General features: G+C 34.6%; 21 protein-coding genes. 17 read left to right on the forward strand and 4 right to left on the reverse strand.

Going from position 1 to position 20,922, the window contains the following annotated elements; translation table 11 throughout:
• Positions 1–8: 8 nt before the first annotated feature.
• A complete protein-coding gene (locus AB5150_RS12700; protein ID WP_101629279.1) occupies positions 9–1,199 on the forward strand; it encodes a site-specific integrase in 1,191 nt (396 codons plus the stop codon).
• A 372-nt stretch (positions 1,200–1,571) separates the two neighbouring features.
• On the opposite strand, the gene AB5150_RS12705 is transcribed toward AB5150_RS12700, so the two are convergent.
• The 4 genes from AB5150_RS12705 to AB5150_RS12720 form a co-directional block, all read right to left on the reverse strand.
• Positions 1,572–2,633: an IS256 family transposase gene (locus AB5150_RS12705; RefSeq protein ID WP_173796019.1), complete on the reverse strand. Its 1,062-nt coding sequence runs from the start codon at positions 2,631–2,633 to the stop codon at positions 1,572–1,574.
• A 454-nt stretch (positions 2,634–3,087) separates the two neighbouring features.
• Positions 3,088–3,447, reverse strand: coding sequence for an IS66 family insertion sequence element accessory protein TnpB (tnpB, locus tag AB5150_RS12710; protein WP_173795985.1), 360 nt, complete (start codon positions 3,445–3,447; stop codon positions 3,088–3,090).
• On the reverse strand, positions 3,437–3,793 hold the full coding sequence (locus tag AB5150_RS12715; RefSeq protein WP_173795984.1) for a hypothetical protein: 357 nt from the start codon (positions 3,791–3,793) through the stop codon (positions 3,437–3,439). The genes tnpB and AB5150_RS12715 overlap by 11 nt, the downstream gene beginning before the upstream one ends.
• 96 nt (positions 3,794–3,889) lie before the next feature.
• Positions 3,890–4,393: an IS3 family transposase gene (locus tag AB5150_RS12720; protein ID WP_349818835.1), complete on the reverse strand. Its 504-nt coding sequence runs from the start codon at positions 4,391–4,393 to the stop codon at positions 3,890–3,892.
• 475 nt (positions 4,394–4,868) lie between these two features.
• Here AB5150_RS12720 and AB5150_RS12725 point away from each other — a divergent pair, with 475 nt between their 5' ends.
• The 16 genes from AB5150_RS12725 to AB5150_RS12800 all read left to right on the forward strand — a co-directional run bounded on the left by AB5150_RS12725 (position 4,869) and on the right by AB5150_RS12800 (position 20,787).
• Entirely contained in the window at positions 4,869–5,117 is a 249-nt protein-coding gene (locus AB5150_RS12725; RefSeq protein ID WP_173795982.1) for a type II toxin-antitoxin system prevent-host-death family antitoxin, read from the forward strand.
• A 3-nt stretch (positions 5,118–5,120) separates the two neighbouring features.
• Positions 5,121–5,420: a type II toxin-antitoxin system RelE/ParE family toxin gene (locus tag AB5150_RS12730; RefSeq protein ID WP_173795981.1), complete on the forward strand. Its 300-nt coding sequence runs from the start codon at positions 5,121–5,123 to the stop codon at positions 5,418–5,420.
• 16 nt (positions 5,421–5,436) lie between these two features.
• Positions 5,437–7,926, forward strand: coding sequence for a DEAD/DEAH box helicase family protein (locus AB5150_RS12735; protein ID WP_173795980.1), 2,490 nt, complete (start codon positions 5,437–5,439; stop codon positions 7,924–7,926).
• A 180-nt stretch (positions 7,927–8,106) separates the two neighbouring features.
• Positions 8,107–9,357: a three-Cys-motif partner protein TcmP gene (gene tcmP, locus AB5150_RS12740; RefSeq protein ID WP_173795979.1), complete on the forward strand. Its 1,251-nt coding sequence runs from the start codon at positions 8,107–8,109 to the stop codon at positions 9,355–9,357.
• Positions 9,354–10,145: a radical SAM protein gene (locus AB5150_RS12745; protein WP_173795978.1), complete on the forward strand. Its 792-nt coding sequence runs from the start codon at positions 9,354–9,356 to the stop codon at positions 10,143–10,145. The genes tcmP and AB5150_RS12745 overlap by 4 nt, the downstream gene beginning before the upstream one ends.
• A 223-nt stretch (positions 10,146–10,368) precedes the next feature.
• Positions 10,369–11,322 (forward strand): hypothetical protein, encoded by a 954-nt coding sequence (locus AB5150_RS12750; protein WP_173795977.1) that lies wholly within the window; start codon positions 10,369–10,371, stop codon positions 11,320–11,322.
• Between the two features lie 484 nt (positions 11,323–11,806).
• On the forward strand, positions 11,807–12,490 hold the full coding sequence (locus tag AB5150_RS12755; RefSeq protein ID WP_172674890.1) for a response regulator transcription factor: 684 nt from the start codon (positions 11,807–11,809) through the stop codon (positions 12,488–12,490).
• A gap of 51 nt (positions 12,491–12,541) precedes the next feature.
• Positions 12,542–13,495: an ABC transporter ATP-binding protein gene (locus AB5150_RS12760; protein ID WP_368291974.1), complete on the forward strand. Its 954-nt coding sequence runs from the start codon at positions 12,542–12,544 to the stop codon at positions 13,493–13,495.
• Positions 13,488–14,333 carry an ABC transporter permease gene (locus AB5150_RS12765; protein ID WP_173795137.1) on the forward strand — a complete coding sequence of 282 codons (846 nt, stop codon included), beginning with the start codon at positions 13,488–13,490 and terminating at the stop codon, positions 14,331–14,333. Before AB5150_RS12760 ends, AB5150_RS12765 begins: the two co-directional genes overlap by 8 nt.
• Before the next feature lie 3 nt (positions 14,334–14,336).
• Positions 14,337–15,251: a sensor histidine kinase gene (locus AB5150_RS12770; protein WP_368291975.1), complete on the forward strand. Its 915-nt coding sequence runs from the start codon at positions 14,337–14,339 to the stop codon at positions 15,249–15,251.
• Between the two features lie 1,128 nt (positions 15,252–16,379).
• Positions 16,380–16,673: a helix-turn-helix domain-containing protein gene (locus AB5150_RS12775; protein WP_368291976.1), complete on the forward strand. Its 294-nt coding sequence runs from the start codon at positions 16,380–16,382 to the stop codon at positions 16,671–16,673.
• A complete protein-coding gene (locus AB5150_RS12780) occupies positions 16,673–17,614 on the forward strand; it encodes a reverse transcriptase family protein (RefSeq protein ID WP_368291978.1) in 942 nt (313 codons plus the stop codon). Before AB5150_RS12775 ends, AB5150_RS12780 begins: the two co-directional genes overlap by 1 nt.
• Before the next feature lie 92 nt (positions 17,615–17,706).
• Positions 17,707–18,408 carry a hypothetical protein gene (locus AB5150_RS12785; RefSeq protein ID WP_368291979.1) on the forward strand — a complete coding sequence of 234 codons (702 nt, stop codon included), beginning with the start codon at positions 17,707–17,709 and terminating at the stop codon, positions 18,406–18,408.
• Between the two features lie 17 nt (positions 18,409–18,425).
• A complete protein-coding gene (locus AB5150_RS12790) occupies positions 18,426–19,598 on the forward strand; it encodes a PIN domain-containing protein (protein ID WP_368291980.1) in 1,173 nt (390 codons plus the stop codon).
• Between the two features lie 162 nt (positions 19,599–19,760).
• The gene (locus AB5150_RS12795) at positions 19,761–19,985 is read left to right on the forward strand and encodes a hypothetical protein (protein WP_368291981.1); all 225 of its coding nucleotides are present in this window, start codon (positions 19,761–19,763) and stop codon (positions 19,983–19,985) included.
• A 4-nt stretch (positions 19,986–19,989) separates the two neighbouring features.
• Complete coding sequence (locus tag AB5150_RS12800) at positions 19,990–20,787, forward strand: LPO_1073/Vpar_1526 family protein (RefSeq protein ID WP_368291982.1); 798 nt, start codon at positions 19,990–19,992, stop codon at positions 20,785–20,787.
• The last annotated feature ends 135 nt before the right edge of the window (positions 20,788–20,922 follow it).

Here is a 20,922-nt window from a genome sequence, read left to right on the forward strand (position 1 = left end):
GATAAGAAATGTCGGAAAAAAGACGGGACAGTAAAGGTCGCCTCTTAAAGACAGGAGAGAGCCAGCGAGCAGACGGAAGATACTTATACAAATATGTGGACAAGGCAGGAAAGACAAGGTATGCCTATTCATGGAAACTTGTGCCGACAGACCTCGTACCTAAAGGCAAGAGGGACGGGAAATCCCTAAGGGAATTAGAAACGGAGATACAAAGGGATTTACAGGACGGTATCGACACAACAGGCGGAAAAATGACGCTGTGCCAGCTATACGCCAAACAGAACGCCCAGAGAGCCAACGTAAAGGAAAGCACAAGACAGGGCAGGAAAAAGCTCATGCGGACATTAGAGGGCGATATACTGGGGGCTAGGAGCATTGACAGCATACGCCTTTCAGACGCTAAGGAATGGGCGTTACGCATGAAAGACAAGGGCTATGCTTATCAGACCATAAGCAATTATAAACGCTCGTTAAATGCGTCATTCCGCATTGCCATAGCGGACGACCTCGTGAGGAAGAACCCCTTTGATTTCAAGCTGAATGAGGTCATAGAGGACGACAGGACACCACGGCAGGCATTGACCGAGGAACAGGAAGAAAGGCTCTTGTCCTTTGCCAGCAGGGACAGGGTATATAAAAAGTATTATGACGCAATCGTAATACTGTTAAAGACAGGGCTTCGTATCTCGGAACTGTGCGGACTGACAAGGCAGGATATAGACTTTGAAAACGGCGTTATCCATGTAGACCACCAGCTATTATCCAGCAAGGAAACGGGCTATTATATCGAAACACCAAAGACAAAAAGCGGTGTGCGTGATGTTCCCATGAGTGAGGAAGTGAAACAGGCATTTGAGCGTGTCATGGCAAACAAGGCAAAGGCAGAGCCGACAGAGATAGACGGGTACAGTGGTTTCCTCTTTCTGAACGGGAAAGGCTTTCCTATGACGAATGCCTATTATACTTCTACTTTCGCTAATCTGAGAAAGAAATATAACAAGAGCCATGAGGACAGCTTACCAAAGATAACGCCCCATATCCTGCGTCATACGTTCTGTACCAGACTTGCGAACAGGAACATGAACCCTAAGAGTTTACAGTATATCATGGGACACGCAAACATCAGTATCACGCTGAACCTGTACGCCCATGCGTCCATAGAGAACGTCAAGGCAGAATTAAGAAGCATGATAGCTTAAAGTTTTACCACGATATTTACCACGATTGACCGTGAGAAAACGTGATGAAACGTAGCTGTTTGGAAGTATCAGCCGAAAAGAGAAATGCCCGTAAAGCTGATAAAATAAGGCTTTGCGGACATTTAAGAAGATATGAAAAGATAATCAAAAATTTATATTAAGTTTAGTATAATCTTTATAAAAAAATGTCCTTATAATAGGTACTAATGAAAAAATAGAGACCGTTTCAAATTTTGTGTAAACGTTAAAAACCGATATAAGATTTGTGAATAGTTACAAATGGGCAGAGCCGACTTCGCGGGTTCTGCCCATATCTGCATTATACAGGAGTTTTTAGGCATGTCAATAAGACCTGGCTAAAACTTATCTGTTTTACAGGTTCCGTCCTGCCAGGCGTTCTTCAAAATAGATTTCCAGCTGGGAGTAAATCTGACCCCAGTCGTGCCTATGACCTGTCCATTTTTTCGTGATATCCATAGTTGCCAAATACAGCATTTTTAAAAGGCTGTCATCCGACGGAAAAACAGTCTTGCTTTTTGTTACCTTTCGGAGCTGGCGGTTAAAACCTTCGATGGCGTTTGTTGTGTAAATCAGGCGACTTACTGCTTCTGGATACTTGAAATAAGTCGACAGAGTTGCCCAGTTATCATACCAGGATTTGTAAATCTTAGGATACTTGGAATCCCATTTATCTCTAAACAGCTCTAGCTCATTTAATACTGTTTCTTCCGTTGGTGCAGCATATACGAGTTTCAAATCAGTCATTAGTTTTTTGATGTCTTTATATGAAACAAATTTTGTTGAATTACGGATCTGATGGATGATGCACTGCTGGATCTCTGTTTTAGGATAAACAGCCTCAATTGCTTGTGGAAATCCATTCAAACCATCAACACATGCAATAAGTATATCTTCAATTCCACGGTTTTTTAATCCATTCATGATTGAAAGCCAAAACTTTGCACTTTCGTTTTCGCCTACGTACATTCCAAGGACATCCTTGTCTGTGATCCTGCTGATTGTACTATCAGAAATATCAATATCGTATAATTCGCGCATGTGAGATTCGATATCGCCGGTTGTCATTCCCTTGGCATACATGGAAAGTATTTTTTCTTCCATGTCCTGAGTTACGGTATTTTGATATTTTTTAATCAGCTGTGGTTCATAATCACCGTTACGATCCCTTGGAATGGCTACATCCATATCTCCATAACTGGTATGCATAGTTTTATGGGAATGTCCATTTCTACTATTGTCCGTTTCTTTGTTTCGGTAGTCATACTTGGAATATCCTAATTCCTCATCCAGTTCTTCATCCAAGGCACCTTCTAAAAGGACAGACATCATGTCGCGCATGATACTGTTTACATCGGTGCCGTCTTTGATGCTGATATCATTATTTTTCAGATAGTCACGCATCATTTCTCTCATTGCTGCTTTTTGTGGGCTGTCTTTTCTTCTTGCCATAAAAATAACCTCCAAACTGAGTAATTTTATCTTACATCAGTTTGGAGGTTTACACAAACTTTGGGATGCTCCTCATGAGAAACAGCTGTATGATTGTTTCTTTATCAAACTTATTCAGTTGTTCCTAATCATACATTTTTGCCATAACAGACCTCCGTTTACATGAGTCTATTATACTATATCTCTTTTGAATTGGCGAATTGTGAATCCATGTGTTTTCGTCATAATGACTATGCCTCAGACTTCTTATACTGCTTGTAGATATGCTTTAAGATAATCAGATCTTTTGAATATCGAAATGTACTTGACCGCATGTAACGAATTAATTCTGTCCCCTGCAACATATATATCTATGCAGGGAGTAGGTGCTTTTTTACGTGAAATATCATATATTTTTCTTTGTTATGCACAAAAGTTATCAGCTCATGTACTCAAATGATACTTCTTTAACCGACTTTCTCGGCTCTATTGTCAAGCCCTCCATCAGCCACCTGAACTGTTTTGCAGTCAAGCTCTTTACTTCACTTGCATTCCGCGGCCACTGGAACAAACCATTTACAAGTTTCTTGTAAAGCAGAAGAAAACCATCACCTTCCCAGACTAATCCTTTGATCCTGTCTGATCTTCTCCCACAGAATAAATACAGCGTATTGGCCGCTGCCGGATTCTCGATGCCTAGTGATCGGAGAACTCCGGCAAGACTGTCTATGCCATATCTCAGATCAGTTCTGCCGCATACTATGTAAATGTTATTAAAACAGGTGGCTTTATTTAGCACGTACAGCCACCTCCATAATTGTCCGTATTATGTTCACGTCTGCTGTCACCGGTATGCTTATATTTAATTGTCCATGATTTATAGTGATCATATCTGTAGAAATATCTTGCGAGGTATCAACATCTTCGCACTCGATCCTCACTACTTGATTTATTTGAGCAGCCTCATTTTTGCTTTTGATATAAGCATTTTCTCGTACAAGCCTCAGCCAATAATAATACTGGTCTTTTGAAATGTTATTCTGATCCAACCAGTCCTTGGTCTTCAAACCGCTATTCTTGCATTCTTGGATAATCAAAGCCCAGCTTTCTAATTGTTTTTCTCTTGCAACTAATCGTGTATCCATAGACAACCTCCTTAACGTAGTTGGAAAATCCGCACGGATTTTCCAACTTTTTAGGAAGATTATCTCAAATTTTTTAAGAATACGGTAGGGTACTGGCTATGGAGCGTTTACTTTATAGAAGTTATATTTCTGTCTGCGTTTTCGTCTGATAATTAGTTTTTCCTGCTTCATAATACGGCGAACCACTTTTTCAGAAACTTTTACACCTTCACGATGAAGCAGCATATGAATTCTTCGATAACCAAATATATCTCGATTTTCATGAAACAGTTGTATAATTCTTTTGCGAAGATCAGAGTATTTATCTTCTGCATAAATGGTTTTTTCTTGATAATAATAGCTGCTTTTTGCAAGGTTAAGCTTTTTAAGAAAATCCGGCAGTGAATACTTATTTTTCAAGGCATCGATTATCACTGCCTTCTCCCAATTTGTGAGAGCTGTCTGGTCGATGCCGGGGTCTTTTTTTAATACATTGATTGTTTCTTTAAGAATATCTATTTCCATCTGCATATCGAGCATCTGAGCTTTAAGCTCATTGATATCTTCAGCAGAGGTAATATCGTTTGGATTTACATTAATGCGGGCAGTAGTTTTTTTCATGGGTTGAAAACATCCCTTCTCCCGATACTTCCTAATCCATTTATATATCAAGGAGGGGTGTATCCGATTTCTTCTGCCACTAATTTTACAGGCTCGCCTTTAATAAAGCAACGTTTAATTACGTCATGTTTCAATTCAGTTGGAGCTTGTCTCCAATGCTTTTGATTTGGAACATCGTAGTATTCAGGATACTTTTTGCGCCAATGATAAAGCATCGGTGAAGATGGATAACATAAGGTTTGAATTACTTTATCAGGTGATCCTGTGGCTTTTAACAATACAAGTGCTGTCGATATTTGTTCTTGTGTGTACCTCATAACATATCAGGCATTACACAGTCCAACTTTTTGTCCGCATGCTCTTAATCAGACACTGCAAATAAAGGAAATGCTGTAAAAACCTTCGTTGATTTTTACAGCATTTTGGGCTATAATAAAAGATGAAATATAGTATTGATTTGGAAAGGATGGTAACTATGCCAAATATATTACCGGTATCTGATTTGAGAAATTACAATGAAGTGTTGAAGAACTGCCAAGTGGGGGAGCCTGTTTTCCTTACTAAAAATGGCAGGGGCAGATTTGTGGTGATGGATATAGAAGATTATGAGCGTGACAAAGCTGAAAAGAAACTTTTAGAAAAGTTGCAAGAGGCAGAGGCGACTGTCAAGGATGGAAAAGGTTGGTTGTCATTGGATGAACTAAGGACAAGGGTGGGAGAATAGAACATGATGAAGTTACGGATTAATCCGTTAGTGGCAAAGGACTTGAAATCTATTAAGAATTATATTGCTGAGGATAATACAGATAAAGCATTGGAAACAATACAGGAGATTTACAGACAGTTTGAGAATATACAGCAGTTTCCTTACATTGGTGTAGACTTGTCTAAGCGTGTGAGTTTTAAGACGGATTATAAGTATGTGGTGTGGAAAGATTATGTTGTGCTGTATAAGGTTGTTAAAGAAGCAGTGGAGATTTACCGGGTGGTAAATCGGTATCAAGATATTACGAAGGTGTTTGGATAAAGTGGAGGGTAAAAATATGATAGATTTTACACAGTTGGGATTAAATACATTTCAAAAACAGATTAATCCAAGAGATATCTTCATGAGATTAACAAATAAAACGGAAAAATATCAGTATCCAAGAGATGTGCAAGGCGAAGTTTGGAAGCAATGGTTTGAGCAGAGAAATAATAGAGATACAATTATAAAAATGAATACGGGAAGTGGAAAGACCGTTGTGGCTTTAATGATTTTACAAAGTTGTTTGAATGAAGGTATAGGCCCGGCTATGTATGTTGTTCCTGATAAGTATTTGGTTGAACAGGTAATTAGTCAAGCAAAAGAATTAGGAATTAAGGTTATTGATTCAGAAACGGATTTGGATTATTCGCGTAAAAGAGCGATTTTAGTGACAACTATTCAAAAATTGGTTAATGGAAAGAGTGTGTTTGGACTTAGAGAAGAAAATAATTACAACATTGGAAGTGTCATTATTGATGATATGCATGCATGTATTGGAAATATTCAAGAACAATTTTCTATAATAGTTCCTAGGACAGATTCATTATATGAGCAAATTATTGCATTATTTTATGATGTGATGAATGTACAAGCCGAGGGGCGCTTTGCTGAAATTGTAGAAGATAGAAACATTTATGATAATATGTTAGTACCATTTTGGAGTTGGCAAGAGAAGAGTCATGAAATGTATCAATTGTTATGTGAAAATAGAGAAAAGAATTTTATCAAATTTAAGTTGAATCTTGTGAAAGATTCAATAAAATTATCTCATTGTTATATTTCTGCTAAAGGTATTAGTATTGTACCTAATTGTACACCTATACACAAAATTAAAAGTTTTGACGATGCAAAGCGAAGAATTTATATGAGTGCTACATTGCCAGATGATAGCCCATTTGCAACAGTAATGGGAGTAGATTTTAAGGAAGATATGAGAGTTATTACCCCTGAAAAAGCGAATGACATTGGAGAGCGATTAATAGTTGTACCTAAGTTAATTAATAAAGAGTTAACTGAAATGGAAATGAGAAATGCACTTATTGAAAAAGCTAAGGAATATAATGTTGTTGTACTTGTTCCTTCGTTTGCAATGTCAAAATATTGGGAGAGTAATGGGGGTGTAGTTTTATCGTCTGGAAATATTTCTGAAGGTGTTAGCCATATTAAAGAAAATAGTCATGGTTTATATGTAATTGTGAATAGATATGACGGGATTGATCTTCCCGATAATTCTTGTAGAATTTTAGTTATAGATGGACTCCCGAATATAAGCAATATGAATGATAAGTATGAACATGAAGTTGTTAGAAAAAGTGAAAGAATTCAACGTGAGCAAATACAAAGAATTGAACAGGGAATGGGAAGAGGAGTACGGTCGAGTAATGATTATTGCTTAATCTATTTATTAGGGAATCAGCTGACGAATGTTTTGTATGCTGAGGATGGATATAATTATTTTAGCAGTGCGACGAGAGCACAATTTAAATTATCTGAGAAAATGTGTGAGCAAATTGAAGGACAATCAATAGATGAGATTATGGGTATAGGAGATTATATTCTTCATAGAGATTCTAGTTGGATTGAGATATGTAAGAATGCTACAGCTAGTGTAGAGTATGTTTATTCAGTTAATATTAGTAACATGGCAAAAATGACAAGGAAAGCATTTGACTATGGAATGTATGGTGATTATGTAAAAGCGGCAGAAAGTATTAATTGCTTAGTCAACGAAGAAAAAAATGCTAGAGTAAAAGGATACTATAAACAAATTTTAGCAGAATATACAAATTTTATAGATCAAAGTGAAGCACAACAAATACTGAAATCTGCTAAAAAAGATAATATGGATGTTTTGAATCCTATTGAGGGAATTCAGTTTTTGAAAGTATCGGGAAATTTACCAGAACAGTCAAGGAATATTATTGATAGAATTAATGCGTTAAATTTTGATGAAAATAAATTTATATTATATATGGATGCTATTATGGATGACCTAAAGTTCTTAGAAGGGACGTCAAAGAAATTTGAAAATGCAATAAAAGATGTATTTTCGATAATTGGATATGGAGCAAGACAACCAGAAAGAGAAGTGGGAAAAGGACCAGATGATTTTATTATTTTAGGTTCTGGCAATTATTTGGTTATAGAGTGTAAAAACGAAACGACAACGGATACAATTAGTAAACATGATTGTAATCAGTTGAATGGATCCTATGCGTGGTTTCAGAATTTGTATCAAGATGAACAAGTAAAATGTATTCCTGTGATGATTCATAATAGTAGGATATTTAGTTTTGAATGTTCTCCAACTTCAGAAATTAGGATTATGACTCCTGAATTATTAGAAAAATTTAAAAAAAATGTAAGAGGTTTTGCTGTGGCAATGTGTCAGAAAAATAATTTTAAAAACATGGAAAAAATCAATAATTTGATACGCACCTATAAACTAAACAGAGAAGTTATAATTGAAGAATATACAACAATTTTTTCTGTAAAAAGTAGGTAATAAACGTATATTAATTAATGAAGACAGGATAAGGGCTTTAAAGGTGAAAGTTGTTACGATATAATAAAATGCTTTCTAGATAAGGTTTTATGCCCTAAACAAAAGAGATTAATTATTACTTGCGATGTATTGATGATATGTTTAGTTCTGAAGACTTTATCAAAGGTTGGGAGATATTTAATGTCGAAGGATAATAGAGATTTTTTTAAAGAGAAAAAAGATTGGTCGGAGATTAAAGATACATTATTGGGCGCATATTTAAAACCATATTTTCAAAAAGTTTTGATGACAAAACGTCCAATTTTTTATGTGGATTGCTTTTCTGGGAAAGGTAGATTTGATGATGGAAAACCAGGTTCTCCGATTATTGCACTTGATATACGCAAGGATTGTATTGCGCAGACAAGATCAGAAAATGCTCAGATTGATATGTGTTTTATTGATTTAAATTACGCATCAGATCTTGAATTAAATTTGTCTAGTTATTCTAGTTGCTATTGGAAGCCTGCTATTTTTTCGGGTAAATATGAGGAAAAAATTATTGAAATCCTTAAAACCAAGAAAAATGTTAATGTATTTTTGTACATTGATCCATATGGCATTCAGGCATTAGACTCTGAATTGTTTGATATATTTTCAACTTTTGAATTTGCATCATTTGAAATGCTAATAAATTTTAATTCCTTTGGCTTTTTTAGAGAGGCCTGCCGTGCATTAAAAGTTGATTATACAAAAGATCGTGCATTAACAGATCTTGAGGATTTGGTTGAGTACTCACCTATACAAGTGGAAGCAGATCAAAAATCTATCAATTTACTTAATAAGATTGCGGATGGAACTTATTGGCAGGAGATAGTTAGGGATTTTAATATGGGGAAATTTGATGGATATCAGGCAGAAGAATTACTATCCGCAGGTTATAAAAAACAATTACGAAAGAGATATTCATATGTTCTAGATATGCCAATACAGATTAAGAAAACAAATCATCCTAAATATCGAATGATACATGTATGTAACCATGAAGAAGGTTGCTTATTGATGGCACAGAATATGTTAAATCGTACAGATGAGTTAGTTTTAAATATACAAGGCGAAGGTCAGATGTCAATTTTTGATCTGATGTCAGATGTAAGCACTGATAGCTCAGGAAAACAAATCACTATTCAGGATGTTAAAGGCAAAATGAAAGAGCACTTATTAAATTATAACACGGGAGTGCATTTGAGTAGGCTAACTGCAGAATTTTATGTAAAATATGGATTGATAGGTTACATTAGCATGGTTAATGATGCTCTTAAAGAATTAGAAAAAGATGGATATATACAGATTGTGAGACAACCTCAATTTTCGGAGAAGACAAACAAGCCATTAAAATTTATGGACGAAAAGGGGAATCACAATGTAATAATTAGGAGGTTGCAACCATGAAGCGAGTGGCTGGTTATATTCAGCGAAAGTCAATGCTCTATGAAACAGGTGTTGAATACGGCGATTATACAATGAATCATGTTTTGGGATGTGCTCACGGATGTAAATTTCCATGTTATGCTTTCTTGCAAAAAAAAAGATTTGGACAAATACATACTTATGAACAATGGCTGCAACCATATTTGGTATCTAATACATTACAACTTCTTCAAAGTGAAATACCAAAGCTTCGAAATAGAATAGAATCAGTTCAACTGTGTTTTACCACAGATCCTTTTATGTATGAGTTTGATGAAATTGCTAAAATGAGTAAAGATGCGATTCGACTTCTAAATTTAAATGGGATAAAATGCACAGTTTTGACGAAGGGAATACTTCCGCTTGAATTGGGATACAAAAAGAATTATTCAATGGATAATGAGTATGGCATTACATTAATTTCTTTAGATGAAAAATATCGGGAAAAAATGGAGCCGTATGCAGCGCCTTATCAGCAAAGAATAGATGCTTTAAAAGCGTTGCATGATTCTGGGTGTAAGACATGGATAAGTATGGAGCCATATCCTACACCTAATTTGATTGATCAGGATATAAATGAACTTTTAGAAGCTGTGTCATTTACTGATAAAATTATTTTTGGTAGAACGAATTATTGTAAAGAGGTTTCACTAGGATATCCGCAGCATAAACACTTTTATAATGAAAAGGCAAAGCAAGTGATTGATTTTTGTGAAAAAAATAAAATAGATTCTTATATTAAAGAAAAAACAATTACACCAGATATATAAATTTTTTGCTATAGATAAATGCATAAATTGAAAGCGAGATGTTTTGATTTATTGAAATAGGAGATAAAATCTGTATAAGTTGGCATTATGTACCAAGGAGCAGATATATTGTGATTGTTTGGTAAATAAAGATAATGAAAGATTATTTACGTCGATAATACGCATGGAAATAATAAAATTTATGAAGTGGAGAAAAGCATACAGCTGAGAAATTTACATAGAGATGGATGATATTAAGTATATAATAAGTTACATTGTTGAAAAATGTTTGCAATGGCTATATGCAACAAGAAAAAAGCGATTTGGATATAGAATTATTGTTGGGATAATCTTGCTTGTTTTGCTTGTTCTTGGTCTAGCATTGATATTGTATATATTAGAGGCATTTTTGCTATATAATTGCATAGGGAATAATGGCGCAGATTTTGCTAGAATTTTAAGTGTAGTGGTAAGTACGGTAATTTTGATTATATTGTTAAACTGGGGAACTGGACAAGATAATTATAGCGAAGTATTATTGAGTTATTATTATTTAATAAGCAAGAGAAAGAGGTACCAATATAATTGGATAAAAATTATAGTAATTTTATTTGTAATAGTATTTTTGATTTCAACATTGTGTCAAGAAATAGATATTATTGCACAGGCGTTAAAGTTTAATCTGCCAGAGACCCTAATCATAGGGTTTGTAATTATATCTTTGTTTATATACATTCCATTAACAGAATGTGTTATTGATGAAGTGAAATTTTATAGGGTGAAATCAATTGCATCAATAGTGCAATTTTTGATTTTATTAGTTATATATATTACTTCCATGATGGATATGTCATCTGATGACGTAGGAAACATATATGATATAATGATTTTCGCAATTGGGCAAATTGCTTTTGCGGAGAGCGCAATAAGTAATTATAAAAGTATGTACAAAAAATTGAAAGAAGAGAAAAAAGATGAAGTAGAGAAATATCTTGAAGGAGTTGACAAACAATATGAAAAAAATGAAGAAATGATTCGGTCGGATATAAAAGAAGCAAAAAATTTTGTGGGAGAAATAGTTGATTTATGGTCTAAAATGAATTGGAAACAACGGATAAAAGTTGTAAGTGTTTTGTTGGCATTTATAGGTTTCTATGTGCTTCTTATATGGATATCAACATTATTGAGCAATATATAAATATATATATATTTGTTTTTATGTAAATGGGTACAATTTGGGTACAGCAGCTTTGAAACCACATTAACAAAAAATAAAAACGTATCAAAATGATACGATTTTGATACATGATAACATCAGATTAACATGAAAAATCGAACCCGAAAAAGAGTTTGAATAACGGACTAAAATGCCGAAAGCCTGTATTTATGCGGGCTTCCGGCATTTGTTTTATCAAATGGCTCTAGTTTGGCTCTATTTGTGGGCGGGATAAGGGTTGCGAAAGCACTGATGGAGAAATAAAGGCATAATGGTAAGGAAAAAGTGATATATGCATCTTGAAAGTACAGGAATACTGAAAATTATAAGTTCAGCTGGAACAAAAAGTATGTTATGTACTGGAGAATTCCGGGAATCTGTGGGGAGTAATTGCGGGAAAAAAGGGAAAAGCGTATAATGCAAGAAAATAATGTTTTCACAGTGTAAAATAGAGGAGAGAACTATCATGCAGAAAATACTGATTGTAGAAGATGATACAAATATCAATAATCTGCTTCAGGAAGCATTATCCAAAGCAGGCTATTCCTGTGAGCAGGCGTTTTCCGGAACTGAGGCAAAGCTGCTTTTGAATATGCAGGAGCATAGCTATGCACTGGTGTTGCTGGATTTGATGTTGCCGGGAATTACAGGAGAAGCAGTTCTGGAGGAAATACGGAAAAAGGGAAATCTTCCGGTTATTGTTTTGACTGCGAAAGATAGCTTGGATGAAAAGGTAAAGGTTTTAACTAGTGGGGCTGATGATTATATAACGAAACCTTTTGAAATCAGAGAGGTACTGGCAAGAATTCAGGTACAGCTTCGTCATACAGAAGAAAAGGAAATAAAAGAATCTAACCTTTCGTTCAGAGAGATGGTATTGAACAAAGCTACTTTTCAGGTCAGCATTGGTGGAAAAATACTTCCTAAGATAACAAGACAGGAGTTTGCGATTTTAGAATTACTGCTCAGAAATCCGAAGCAGGTTTTCAGTAAAGAGGACATTTTTGAATATGCGTGGGACGAACCATATATGGGTGAAACAAAAACTCTGGATGTACATATAAGCAATATTCGTAAAAAGATAAAAACAGTTACATCTGAGGAATATATTGAAACAGTCTGGGGAATCGGTTATCGTCTTCATCTATAATCTTTACTCTTTTTTTACTATTTATTTGCGTTTGATTAGGATTATTCCTTTATGATAAATGCAGATAAGAAAAAGGAGATGAAAAACTTGAGCGAAATGTTATTGGAAACAAGAAATTTGACTAAGCAATATGGACACCATAAAGCTGTGGACAGTGTCAATATGCATATTAAAAAAGGTGCTATTTATGGTTTTATCGGTCGGAATGGAGCTGGGAAGACAACTTGTCTGAAGATGATCAGTGGACTTTCCAAGCCAACTTGTGGAGAAATCGAGATGTTCGGATACAAGGGAAAAGATTTGCAAAAAGTTCGATCACGGATAGGATGTCTGATTGAGGCACCGGGACTTTATGGAAATATGACTGCATATGAAAATCTGAATATCAAATGCAAGCTGTTTGGAATAAAGAAAAAAAGTTATATTGAAGAAATATTGAGAATTATCGGTCTGGAGAATGTGGGAAAGAAAAAAACAAAACATTTTTCACTTGGAATGAAACAGCGTTTGGGAATTGGTCTTGCTTTGGTTGGAGAACCAGATTTATTAGTTCTTGATGAGCCAATCAATGGATTGGATCCACAGGGTATAGCAGAGATCCGGGATACGATTCAGAGACTTCAGAAAGAGAAGAATATGACAATATGCATTTCCAGTCATATTCTTGAGGAATTATCGAAGATTGCTACTGATTATGGAATTATTCATAATGGAAGTTTATTACAGGAAATTACAAGAGAAGAATTAATAAGAAGATGCAGTGAACGGATAGAGTTGACATTGGATCATCCGAAACAGGCGATTCCGGTGCTGGATTCTATGGGATTTACCAACTATCAGGTAACAGATAAAGAGCATATTCATATTTTTGAACGATTGAATGAAAGTGCAGCGTTGAATATGGAACTTGCAAAGTCAGGAATTCCGGTAAAAGGGATTTCCATAACCAGTGAAGAACTGGAAACTTATTTTCTGAATCTGACGGGAGGTGCGGATCATGCTTAATATAATAAAAATGGATTTATACCGGATGCTTAAAACCAAAAGTATGTATGTAATCTGGATCGTACTGGCAGCAATATTATTGATTACAACATCTTTATGCAAGACAGATTATGAGCTTTTGACTGAAAAGGATGCCATGAAACAGGAGCAGGTTACTGAACCTACTGTGGATAATATTAATGTGGGAATGATGGTAATGCTGCCTACGGAGCCGGGAGAAAAGGTGACGGTATATGATGTCTTTTTTGCCAATTCCCAAGGAAAATTGTATGCACTGCTTTTGGTGATTTTTACTGTTCTGTTTTCAACAGCAGATATCAGTAGCGGATATATTAAGAATATAGGAGGTCAGGTTAGAAATAGAGGAACTCTGATTTTTTCCAGGGCAATTGCCTTGGCTGTCTTTACGGTACTGACAATGGCAGGTGCATTCTTATTTCAGGCAGCGGCGAATGGTATTGTTTTCGGGGAATTGGAATGGGGAAATACAAAGGCAATTTTATCTTATTTTGTGACTGAACTGGCTCTTCATTATGCACTTGTGCTGATTTGTATGGCGATTGCAATTATTTTGAAAAATAATGTAATCAGCATGGTCATTGCTGTCTGTCTTAGCATGAATGTAATGACCATTGTGTATGGGGTGATCAATAGTGCTATTCAAAAAATAGGAATTCAGAATTTCCAGATTTATAAGTATACGATAACAGGAAAATTATCACTGCTTCCTATGAATCCGAGTGGAAATGAGTGTTTGGCGGCATTTGGTGTGGCAATAGTGTTCATCGTTATGATGATATCAGTAAGCAGCGTTGTTTTTCAAAAGAGGGATATTTAACGGATGTATATCGTAATTGGGATATTAGCAGGAATTATTATCTTACAATTTATTATTATGTGGAAATACCAGCGGCAGGTGAAAGACATCTGCCGCCAATTGGCGTTTATGATGAAACATGACAGTAACATGTTGATTAACCATGAATTTGATGTGGGTGGAATAGGAAAGCTTTCTGACAAGTTGAATGAGCTTCTGGAACTGCGAAGAAAAGAGAAGCAGCATTATCAGGAGAAAGAAGCTCTGATTGCGGACACTTATACAAATCTTTCTCATGATATCCGCACACCACTGACATCTTTGGACGGATATTTCCAGCTAATGGAAGAATGTGAAAATATAGAGGATCAGAAACGTTATTTAAGCATTATCCACGAAAGAATTCATAGTCTGAATGAAATGTTGGAAGAACTTTTTATGTTTACAAAGTTAAAAAACGAATCTTACAGTTTGGAATTGACATTGTGCTGTATGAACCGGATTTTGAAAGAAACAGTTTTTTCATACTATGATGAATGGGTAAGAATGGAAATTCAGCCGGATATTCAGATTACGGAAGAACAGTTGTATATACATGGAAACAGGCAGGGACTCCGCCGTGTTATCCAGAATGTGATAAAAAATGGGCTGGATCATGGAGAAAAGAAGATTAGCATTGTGTTGGAACGTGATCAAAATCAGGCGGTGCTTAGAATCAGCAATCAGGTTACACATCCAGAACAGATTAATATAGATCAGGTATTTGAGCGATTTTATAAAGCAGATGTTGCCAGAAGTAAAACATCTACTGGATTGGGACTATCTATTGCAAAGGGGCTTGTAAAACGTATGAATGGTGAGATTGGAGCAAAGATAGAGGAAAACGAGTTTATTGTTGAGATGAGCTTTCCGATTGTACAAGATGGAATGGGGAAATAATAGGAAGTTGTTTAAAATAAAGATTTTGACATATTGAGAATTTAATGCTAATATAATTATAGAAAAGGTGCTACCGATAGACGGTTAGCCCACATAATGATTAGTTAAGAAAATAACCGTTCAGTTTGCGAGGCTGGGGCGGTTATTTTTTGGTGTGATTGCATCCTATTGCGTAACCAAGTCCAAAGGCTGTTAGGCATAAGCTGATAACAGCAATCAGACCTTCGAGAGTCAACATTAGCATCCCCTCCTTTAGCAAGATTTCCGCAGATAACTGGGGATTTCTATGTAAACAGAGGGTCACAGTCCCTCTGGAGAAGGACTAACCGCCTACCGTGAATGGTAGCACCATGTGGTGATTATATCAGAATGAAGAAAAGGATACAAGATTATTTAATAATATGTATGATATGTGAAAAGTCTTAAATTCCACCATGAGTGTGTCTGCAAGAGTATTCAGATAAACCTCTTTTGGATTACGTTGCCGGATTCATATTGTGCAATACAGACGTCTGCCTAAGCTTCGCTGATACAAACAGAAGTTCACAAATAGCGAAAAAAGATATTGACATACGAAAAAATATACTGTATTATAATCTTACAGCATAACAATATGATTTTTCATATTGTGGTCTAATCCCATAAAGTGGAGTGCAATAGCACTTGAGGAGCATCTTTGAATGCTCTACTGTTAGGGGCCGGCATGTTACGAAAAGACCCTTAGCATGCTGCAAGCGTCGCAAGCTCTGCCTCGCTCGGGAAGCTCGGCAGAGCTCAACGGATTAGATAGGTTATTCTGTATGCACCACACTTCTTTCGGGATGGAAGCTATAAACTATATAGGTGGCTTCTAAAGGAGTGAATTTAATGAAAAAAATGCTGTATGTACAGAATGCTCAGGTAGCACCTCGAAAACCTGACAGAAAATCTGAGAAAAAGCGAAAAAAACTGAGAAGCAAAGTTTTTACGATGATGTTTCGAGGGATTGAAGCTTTATGGATGCTGTTACAGATTGTTCAGTATTTGCTACAGATTGTTAAGTAAGAGGATTGCTATAGAAAACCTATCTAATTTTTGATTATTAGTCGTAAGACTTCATATAGATTATTGAGGAAAGGTGGGAAAATTGTGATTGGGGATACATTGAAACGAACAAGAATGATATACGGATATAAAGCGTTTGAAATGAGCGAATTATTACAGATATCTAAAAGCTACCTTTCCGAGATTGAAAACAATAAAAAACAACCTTCATTAGAATTATTAGAAAAATACTCAGAAATCTATGGGATGAAACTATCTTCATTAATTTTATTGTCTGAAAATTATGAGGAAGCCAATAAAAGTAATAAAGGTGATAAATTTATAAGAAATATGATGATAAAACTTATTGAGAAGATGACACCGGATTTGGAGGAGTAATGGCAAAGCAATATAAGAAATATGATATTACACAGTGTGCTTTATACAAATGTAATAGTCCCCGCAATTTGAAAAGGGTATTAAAGATAACAGATGAGGAGTATAAGGACATTGTTAAAATTGTAAAGTATCATGCATTTCAGATTGATAAAAAAGATGGTGTGGAAAAAAGAAATATTACTGCACCTGACAGAAGAATAAAGGAAATTCAAACAAGAATTCTGCAGCTTCTCCAAAAAGTTGAAAGACCAGAATGGCTTATTTCTGGTGAAAAAGGAAAATGCTATATTGATAATGGAAAGAAACATATTCATTCGAATTACTTTTTAACAATGGATATTAAAAAGTTTTATGATAATTGCGGAAGAGAATATGTTTTTTGCTTTTTTAGGGATAGAATGTTAATGGCGGGGGATTTGGCCGGATTATGTACAGATATTGTTACATATGAAGGTGGTATTCCTACCGGATGCCCAACAAGTCAATTATTGGCATTTTATGCGTATGAAAATATGTTTAATGAAATATACGAAGTAGCATATAAGTATGGATGCATATATACGGTATATGTTGATGATATGACTTTTTCCTCGAAAGATACTTTCGATGTGAAGAAAATGAAAAGTGAGATTGATCAAAAACTAAGGAAATATGGGCATAAGCCGAAATATAAAAAGGTAAAGTATTATTCTCATGGACAGTATGTTCCAATAACAGGAACGATTGTTACTGGGAATCATGAGTTGAAAGTCCCGAATAGACTACAAAAGAGAGTATATGATGATTTTCAAGAAATAAAAAGTTTTGAAGGACGAAAATTAACTTCTGAAGAACAGATAAAGATAAATAGTTTAAAAGGAAGGGTTCAGGCTTCGGAAAATATTGAGCCAGGAAAATTCCCGGAAATAAAGCGATTAACGAATGTGATTGCAAAGGAATAGCGGGTATTTTAGAGGATATCTTTCTGAATGACAGAAGTTTATATTCTTTGTGGAATTAATAAATGTAATTAAGAACTGAGGGAGGTGCCAGAATGTTTGCAAATTTAATTTATTATGACAAAAACAAAGTAGATCAATATATGGCATTAATTACAAAAAAGTCAACTATTGCGAAAGAAGACACAGAAGAGGATTTACAGAATAAAAGAGCTAACTATTTATTAGAGTGTTCCGAATTTGAGGAACTTTTAAAAAATAGAGATGATTATGTTGATTTTACCGATGGCGATGCGGATATTAGCATAAAAGATGTAAAAATTGCTTCTATTATTAAAATGACGGGAGAAATTTATGTTCCAGAATCATTTGATATAATACATCTTATTGAAGAATATAAATCTTTGATATTAGCGGGTGTCGAATGTAAAGATGATGATGAAAGAGCGATATTAAATGCTGTATTTAATAATTCCAAAATGAAAGTGCCTATTTTTTGTGAGTTAGGGGAAGAGTGTGACTATTGGTTGGGAATTGGAAAAGCAGTACAAGATAATTTATTAGTAAATTATAATGAACTGGAGGACTTAGAAGGTCGTGAAGTTACTGTGCTTGCCAAAATAGAAACAAGAAAATATTATAAAGATACACCATTGAAAGTTTTTGATATATATAAAGATTTTTTGGGGTTAAATAGGGCATTACGTAAACAAATTGTAGATCAAAAAAGTAATGATTTTGAAAGTGTAGAAATCGAAGAAGATTATTTGGGATTAGAATTATTGGCAATTTATTAATTCTGAGGAGCATTCTAATGAAAGAAGTAATTAAAGAATTTTTAGAACCAAGTAAAAAAGAAAAACAAGAGTTATGGGAAAAAGCTGTTTTTGTATTTGATACTAATGTTCTGTTGAACTTATATCGCTATTCCGCTAAAACCAGAAATTCGTTATTAAATGCATTTGAAAGCTTTACAGGTAGAATATGGATACCATATCAGGTTGCCTGTGAATATATGAGAAAGCGCTGTGAGGTGATTTATGAAACTGTTCAGAGATATGATCAGTTCAAAAAAGAAGCGGAAACATTTACTGGTAAAGCTGTTGAAACATTAAGATTAACATCAAATGATGAGGAAGTTTCTGAATTAAAGAGATATTTGTTTAAATGGTTAGATAGCAATAAAGAGCGAAATTTACTGGTTTTAAATCCCGAAGAAGATGAAATACTTGAAAAAATCCTGAAGATATTTGACGGGAAAGTGGGGGGGATTGTTCCCGAAAGTGAACTGGATGTAATAAAAAAAGAAGGAGAGGAACGGTATAAAAAATCTATTCCTCCAGGATATAAGGATGGCATAAAGAAAAAGGGACAGGAAGATGATAATAACGCTTATGGAGATTTGATAATTTGGAAGCAGATTATTAAATATTCAAAAGAAAATAATATAGGCATTATATATGTTACACATGATCAAAAAGAAGACTGGTGGAATATTGTTAAAGGTAAAACAATTGGTCCGAGAGTAGAACTTAGGAGAGAATTTTTTGCTGAAACGAAACAAGAATTTCATATGTATTCGATGAATAATTTTATAAGTACATACAATAGTTTAAATGAAGTTCAAATAGATAAGAGTGCGGTTGAAGAAGTAATTAGTTTGGATAGAGCTGTAAATAAGCGTCGTAAAGAACGTTCTTATTCGATGTCTGAGAAAATAGCAAAGGTTGAAGAAACTTTGGAGAAGATTCAGAACCGTATTTCACGTCGAAGAAAAATTATTATGGATATAGAAAACAAATATCAAAAACAAGGATTAGAGATGCCGGAGAACATTAAAACTCAGTATAATAATACAAAACAAAAAATGGAAGAACTTGAACATGCACACGCAATAAAACAAAAGGAATTAGAAGGATTAAAAGAAAATCTAAAGCGAAGGGAAATGGATGGACAAGTATTAGATATAATAATGAAGGAGTATTAATTGGAGTTTAAAAATATTTTTGTAATGTCATTCGATATGGAATAGTACGAGAGTATATTATTTATTTTATATGGTAGGTAATTGGTAGGAGTGCCTGCTGTATGCGTATTTACTTAAAATATTTTATATTATGTTACCAATAATTTTTCAGAGGTGAATATTGTGATTGATTGGTTTATGAATCTTAGTGTAACAAATCAAATTGCGATTATTGTTGCAGGGATTGCTGCCGGTGGTGGAATCATAGTGGCGATAATTAACGGGCTTTTTAGTGTTTTTTCCAAAAAGAAAGATGATAAAACTTCAAAACATTCAGTTAATCAGACGGCATATGATAACGTAACGCAAATTGGGGTACAAATTAACAATAAGAAAGAAGATGAATAATAGTATGTCAGATATAATTGAGATAACACAAAAATCTGCACCAGCATCTAATTCAACACAGATTGGTGTCCAATACGTTGGAATGACACCTGAACAAGCAGCTAAACAAACAATAGATCTTTTTATGGATAATTTTCCGAAGCTTCAGTCACTTGCAAAAGAAACGGCAGAACTACGAGCAACTGAATTATGCAATGAGATTTTAAAAAAATTAGAGGAAAAGCAAGTCAAAGATTTTACTCCGTTTACACAACCCGATGTTCAATTTGTATTATATGAAGCTCAAAAGAATTATGCCCGTTTTGGTGAAAAAGAAGTTATGAAAATCTTAACAGAATTAATCGCAAATCGTATTCAGAATGATGACAAAGGGCATTTTAAAAGGATTGTGGATAATGCGGTTACTGTCGCTTGCGAATTATCTTCTACGCAATTAGATTGTCTGTCGACTTTGTTTATGTTGACTAAGGTTCGATTTTCGAATATTATAACTATTGAAGATTTGAAAGAGTTTTTTAATTATATTTCTTCAGTTTTTGATTTGGAAAATATAAATTATGGGCAAGAGATTTCATATCTTAATTTTAAAGGTTGCTTGCAAATAGAATTACCCGATATTCCTAAAATTCAATCAAAGCTATATAATTTAGCTCAAAATGAAGTGGAGAAAAATATATCTCAAGGAATAAAACAATTTGGTACAGATTATGGAATTTCAGAAATTGGCATTATATTAGGAATAATAAATGCTGAGCAGAAAAGCCGTTATAGATTTGATCCCCATATTTGGATTTATGATTGATGTCATTATATAAGATCAGCGATGGTAAACCTTTGAGATATGATCGGCGGAAATATATTTTAGAATTTATTTTCAGATTATGAGGATACTCACATTTTATTACACTAAATGTGTGGCAACATTTTGGCAACTGTT

It is taken from the genome of Coprococcus sp. RTP21281st1_F1_RTP21281_210402 (assembly GCF_040915325.1).
Taxonomy (GTDB): Bacteria; Bacillota; Clostridia; order Lachnospirales; family Lachnospiraceae; genus Coprococcus; species Coprococcus aceti.

Excerpts from the sequence above, each read along its gene's own strand:
- AB5150_RS12700 (WP_101629279.1), top strand. The coding sequence starts at position 9 with ATGTCGGAAAAAAGACGGGACAGTAAAGGTCGCCTCTTAAAGACAGGA.
- AB5150_RS12705 (WP_173796019.1), bottom strand. The coding sequence starts at position 2,633 with ATGAGAGAAATGATGCGTGACTATCTGAAAAATAATGATATCAGCATC.
- AB5150_RS12715 (WP_173795984.1), bottom strand. The coding sequence starts at position 3,793 with ATGGATACACGATTAGTTGCAAGAGAAAAACAATTAGAAAGCTGGGCT.
- AB5150_RS12720 (WP_349818835.1), bottom strand. The coding sequence starts at position 4,393 with ATGAAAAAAACTACTGCCCGCATTAATGTAAATCCAAACGATATTACC.
- AB5150_RS12725 (WP_173795982.1), top strand. The coding sequence starts at position 4,869 with ATGCCAAATATATTACCGGTATCTGATTTGAGAAATTACAATGAAGTG.
- AB5150_RS12730 (WP_173795981.1), top strand. The coding sequence starts at position 5,121 with ATGATGAAGTTACGGATTAATCCGTTAGTGGCAAAGGACTTGAAATCT.
- AB5150_RS12735 (WP_173795980.1), top strand. The coding sequence starts at position 5,437 with ATGATAGATTTTACACAGTTGGGATTAAATACATTTCAAAAACAGATT.
- tcmP (WP_173795979.1), top strand. The coding sequence starts at position 8,107 with ATGTCGAAGGATAATAGAGATTTTTTTAAAGAGAAAAAAGATTGGTCG.
- AB5150_RS12745 (WP_173795978.1), top strand. The coding sequence starts at position 9,354 with ATGAAGCGAGTGGCTGGTTATATTCAGCGAAAGTCAATGCTCTATGAA.
- AB5150_RS12750 (WP_173795977.1), top strand. The coding sequence starts at position 10,369 with ATGGATGATATTAAGTATATAATAAGTTACATTGTTGAAAAATGTTTG.
- AB5150_RS12755 (WP_172674890.1), top strand. The coding sequence starts at position 11,807 with ATGCAGAAAATACTGATTGTAGAAGATGATACAAATATCAATAATCTG.
- AB5150_RS12760 (WP_368291974.1), top strand. The coding sequence starts at position 12,542 with ATGATAAATGCAGATAAGAAAAAGGAGATGAAAAACTTGAGCGAAATG.
- AB5150_RS12765 (WP_173795137.1), top strand. The coding sequence starts at position 13,488 with ATGCTTAATATAATAAAAATGGATTTATACCGGATGCTTAAAACCAAA.
- AB5150_RS12770 (WP_368291975.1), top strand. The coding sequence starts at position 14,337 with ATGTATATCGTAATTGGGATATTAGCAGGAATTATTATCTTACAATTT.
- AB5150_RS12780 (WP_368291978.1), top strand. The coding sequence starts at position 16,673 with ATGGCAAAGCAATATAAGAAATATGATATTACACAGTGTGCTTTATAC.
- AB5150_RS12785 (WP_368291979.1), top strand. The coding sequence starts at position 17,707 with ATGTTTGCAAATTTAATTTATTATGACAAAAACAAAGTAGATCAATAT.
- AB5150_RS12790 (WP_368291980.1), top strand. The coding sequence starts at position 18,426 with ATGAAAGAAGTAATTAAAGAATTTTTAGAACCAAGTAAAAAAGAAAAA.
- AB5150_RS12800 (WP_368291982.1), top strand. The coding sequence starts at position 19,990 with ATGTCAGATATAATTGAGATAACACAAAAATCTGCACCAGCATCTAAT.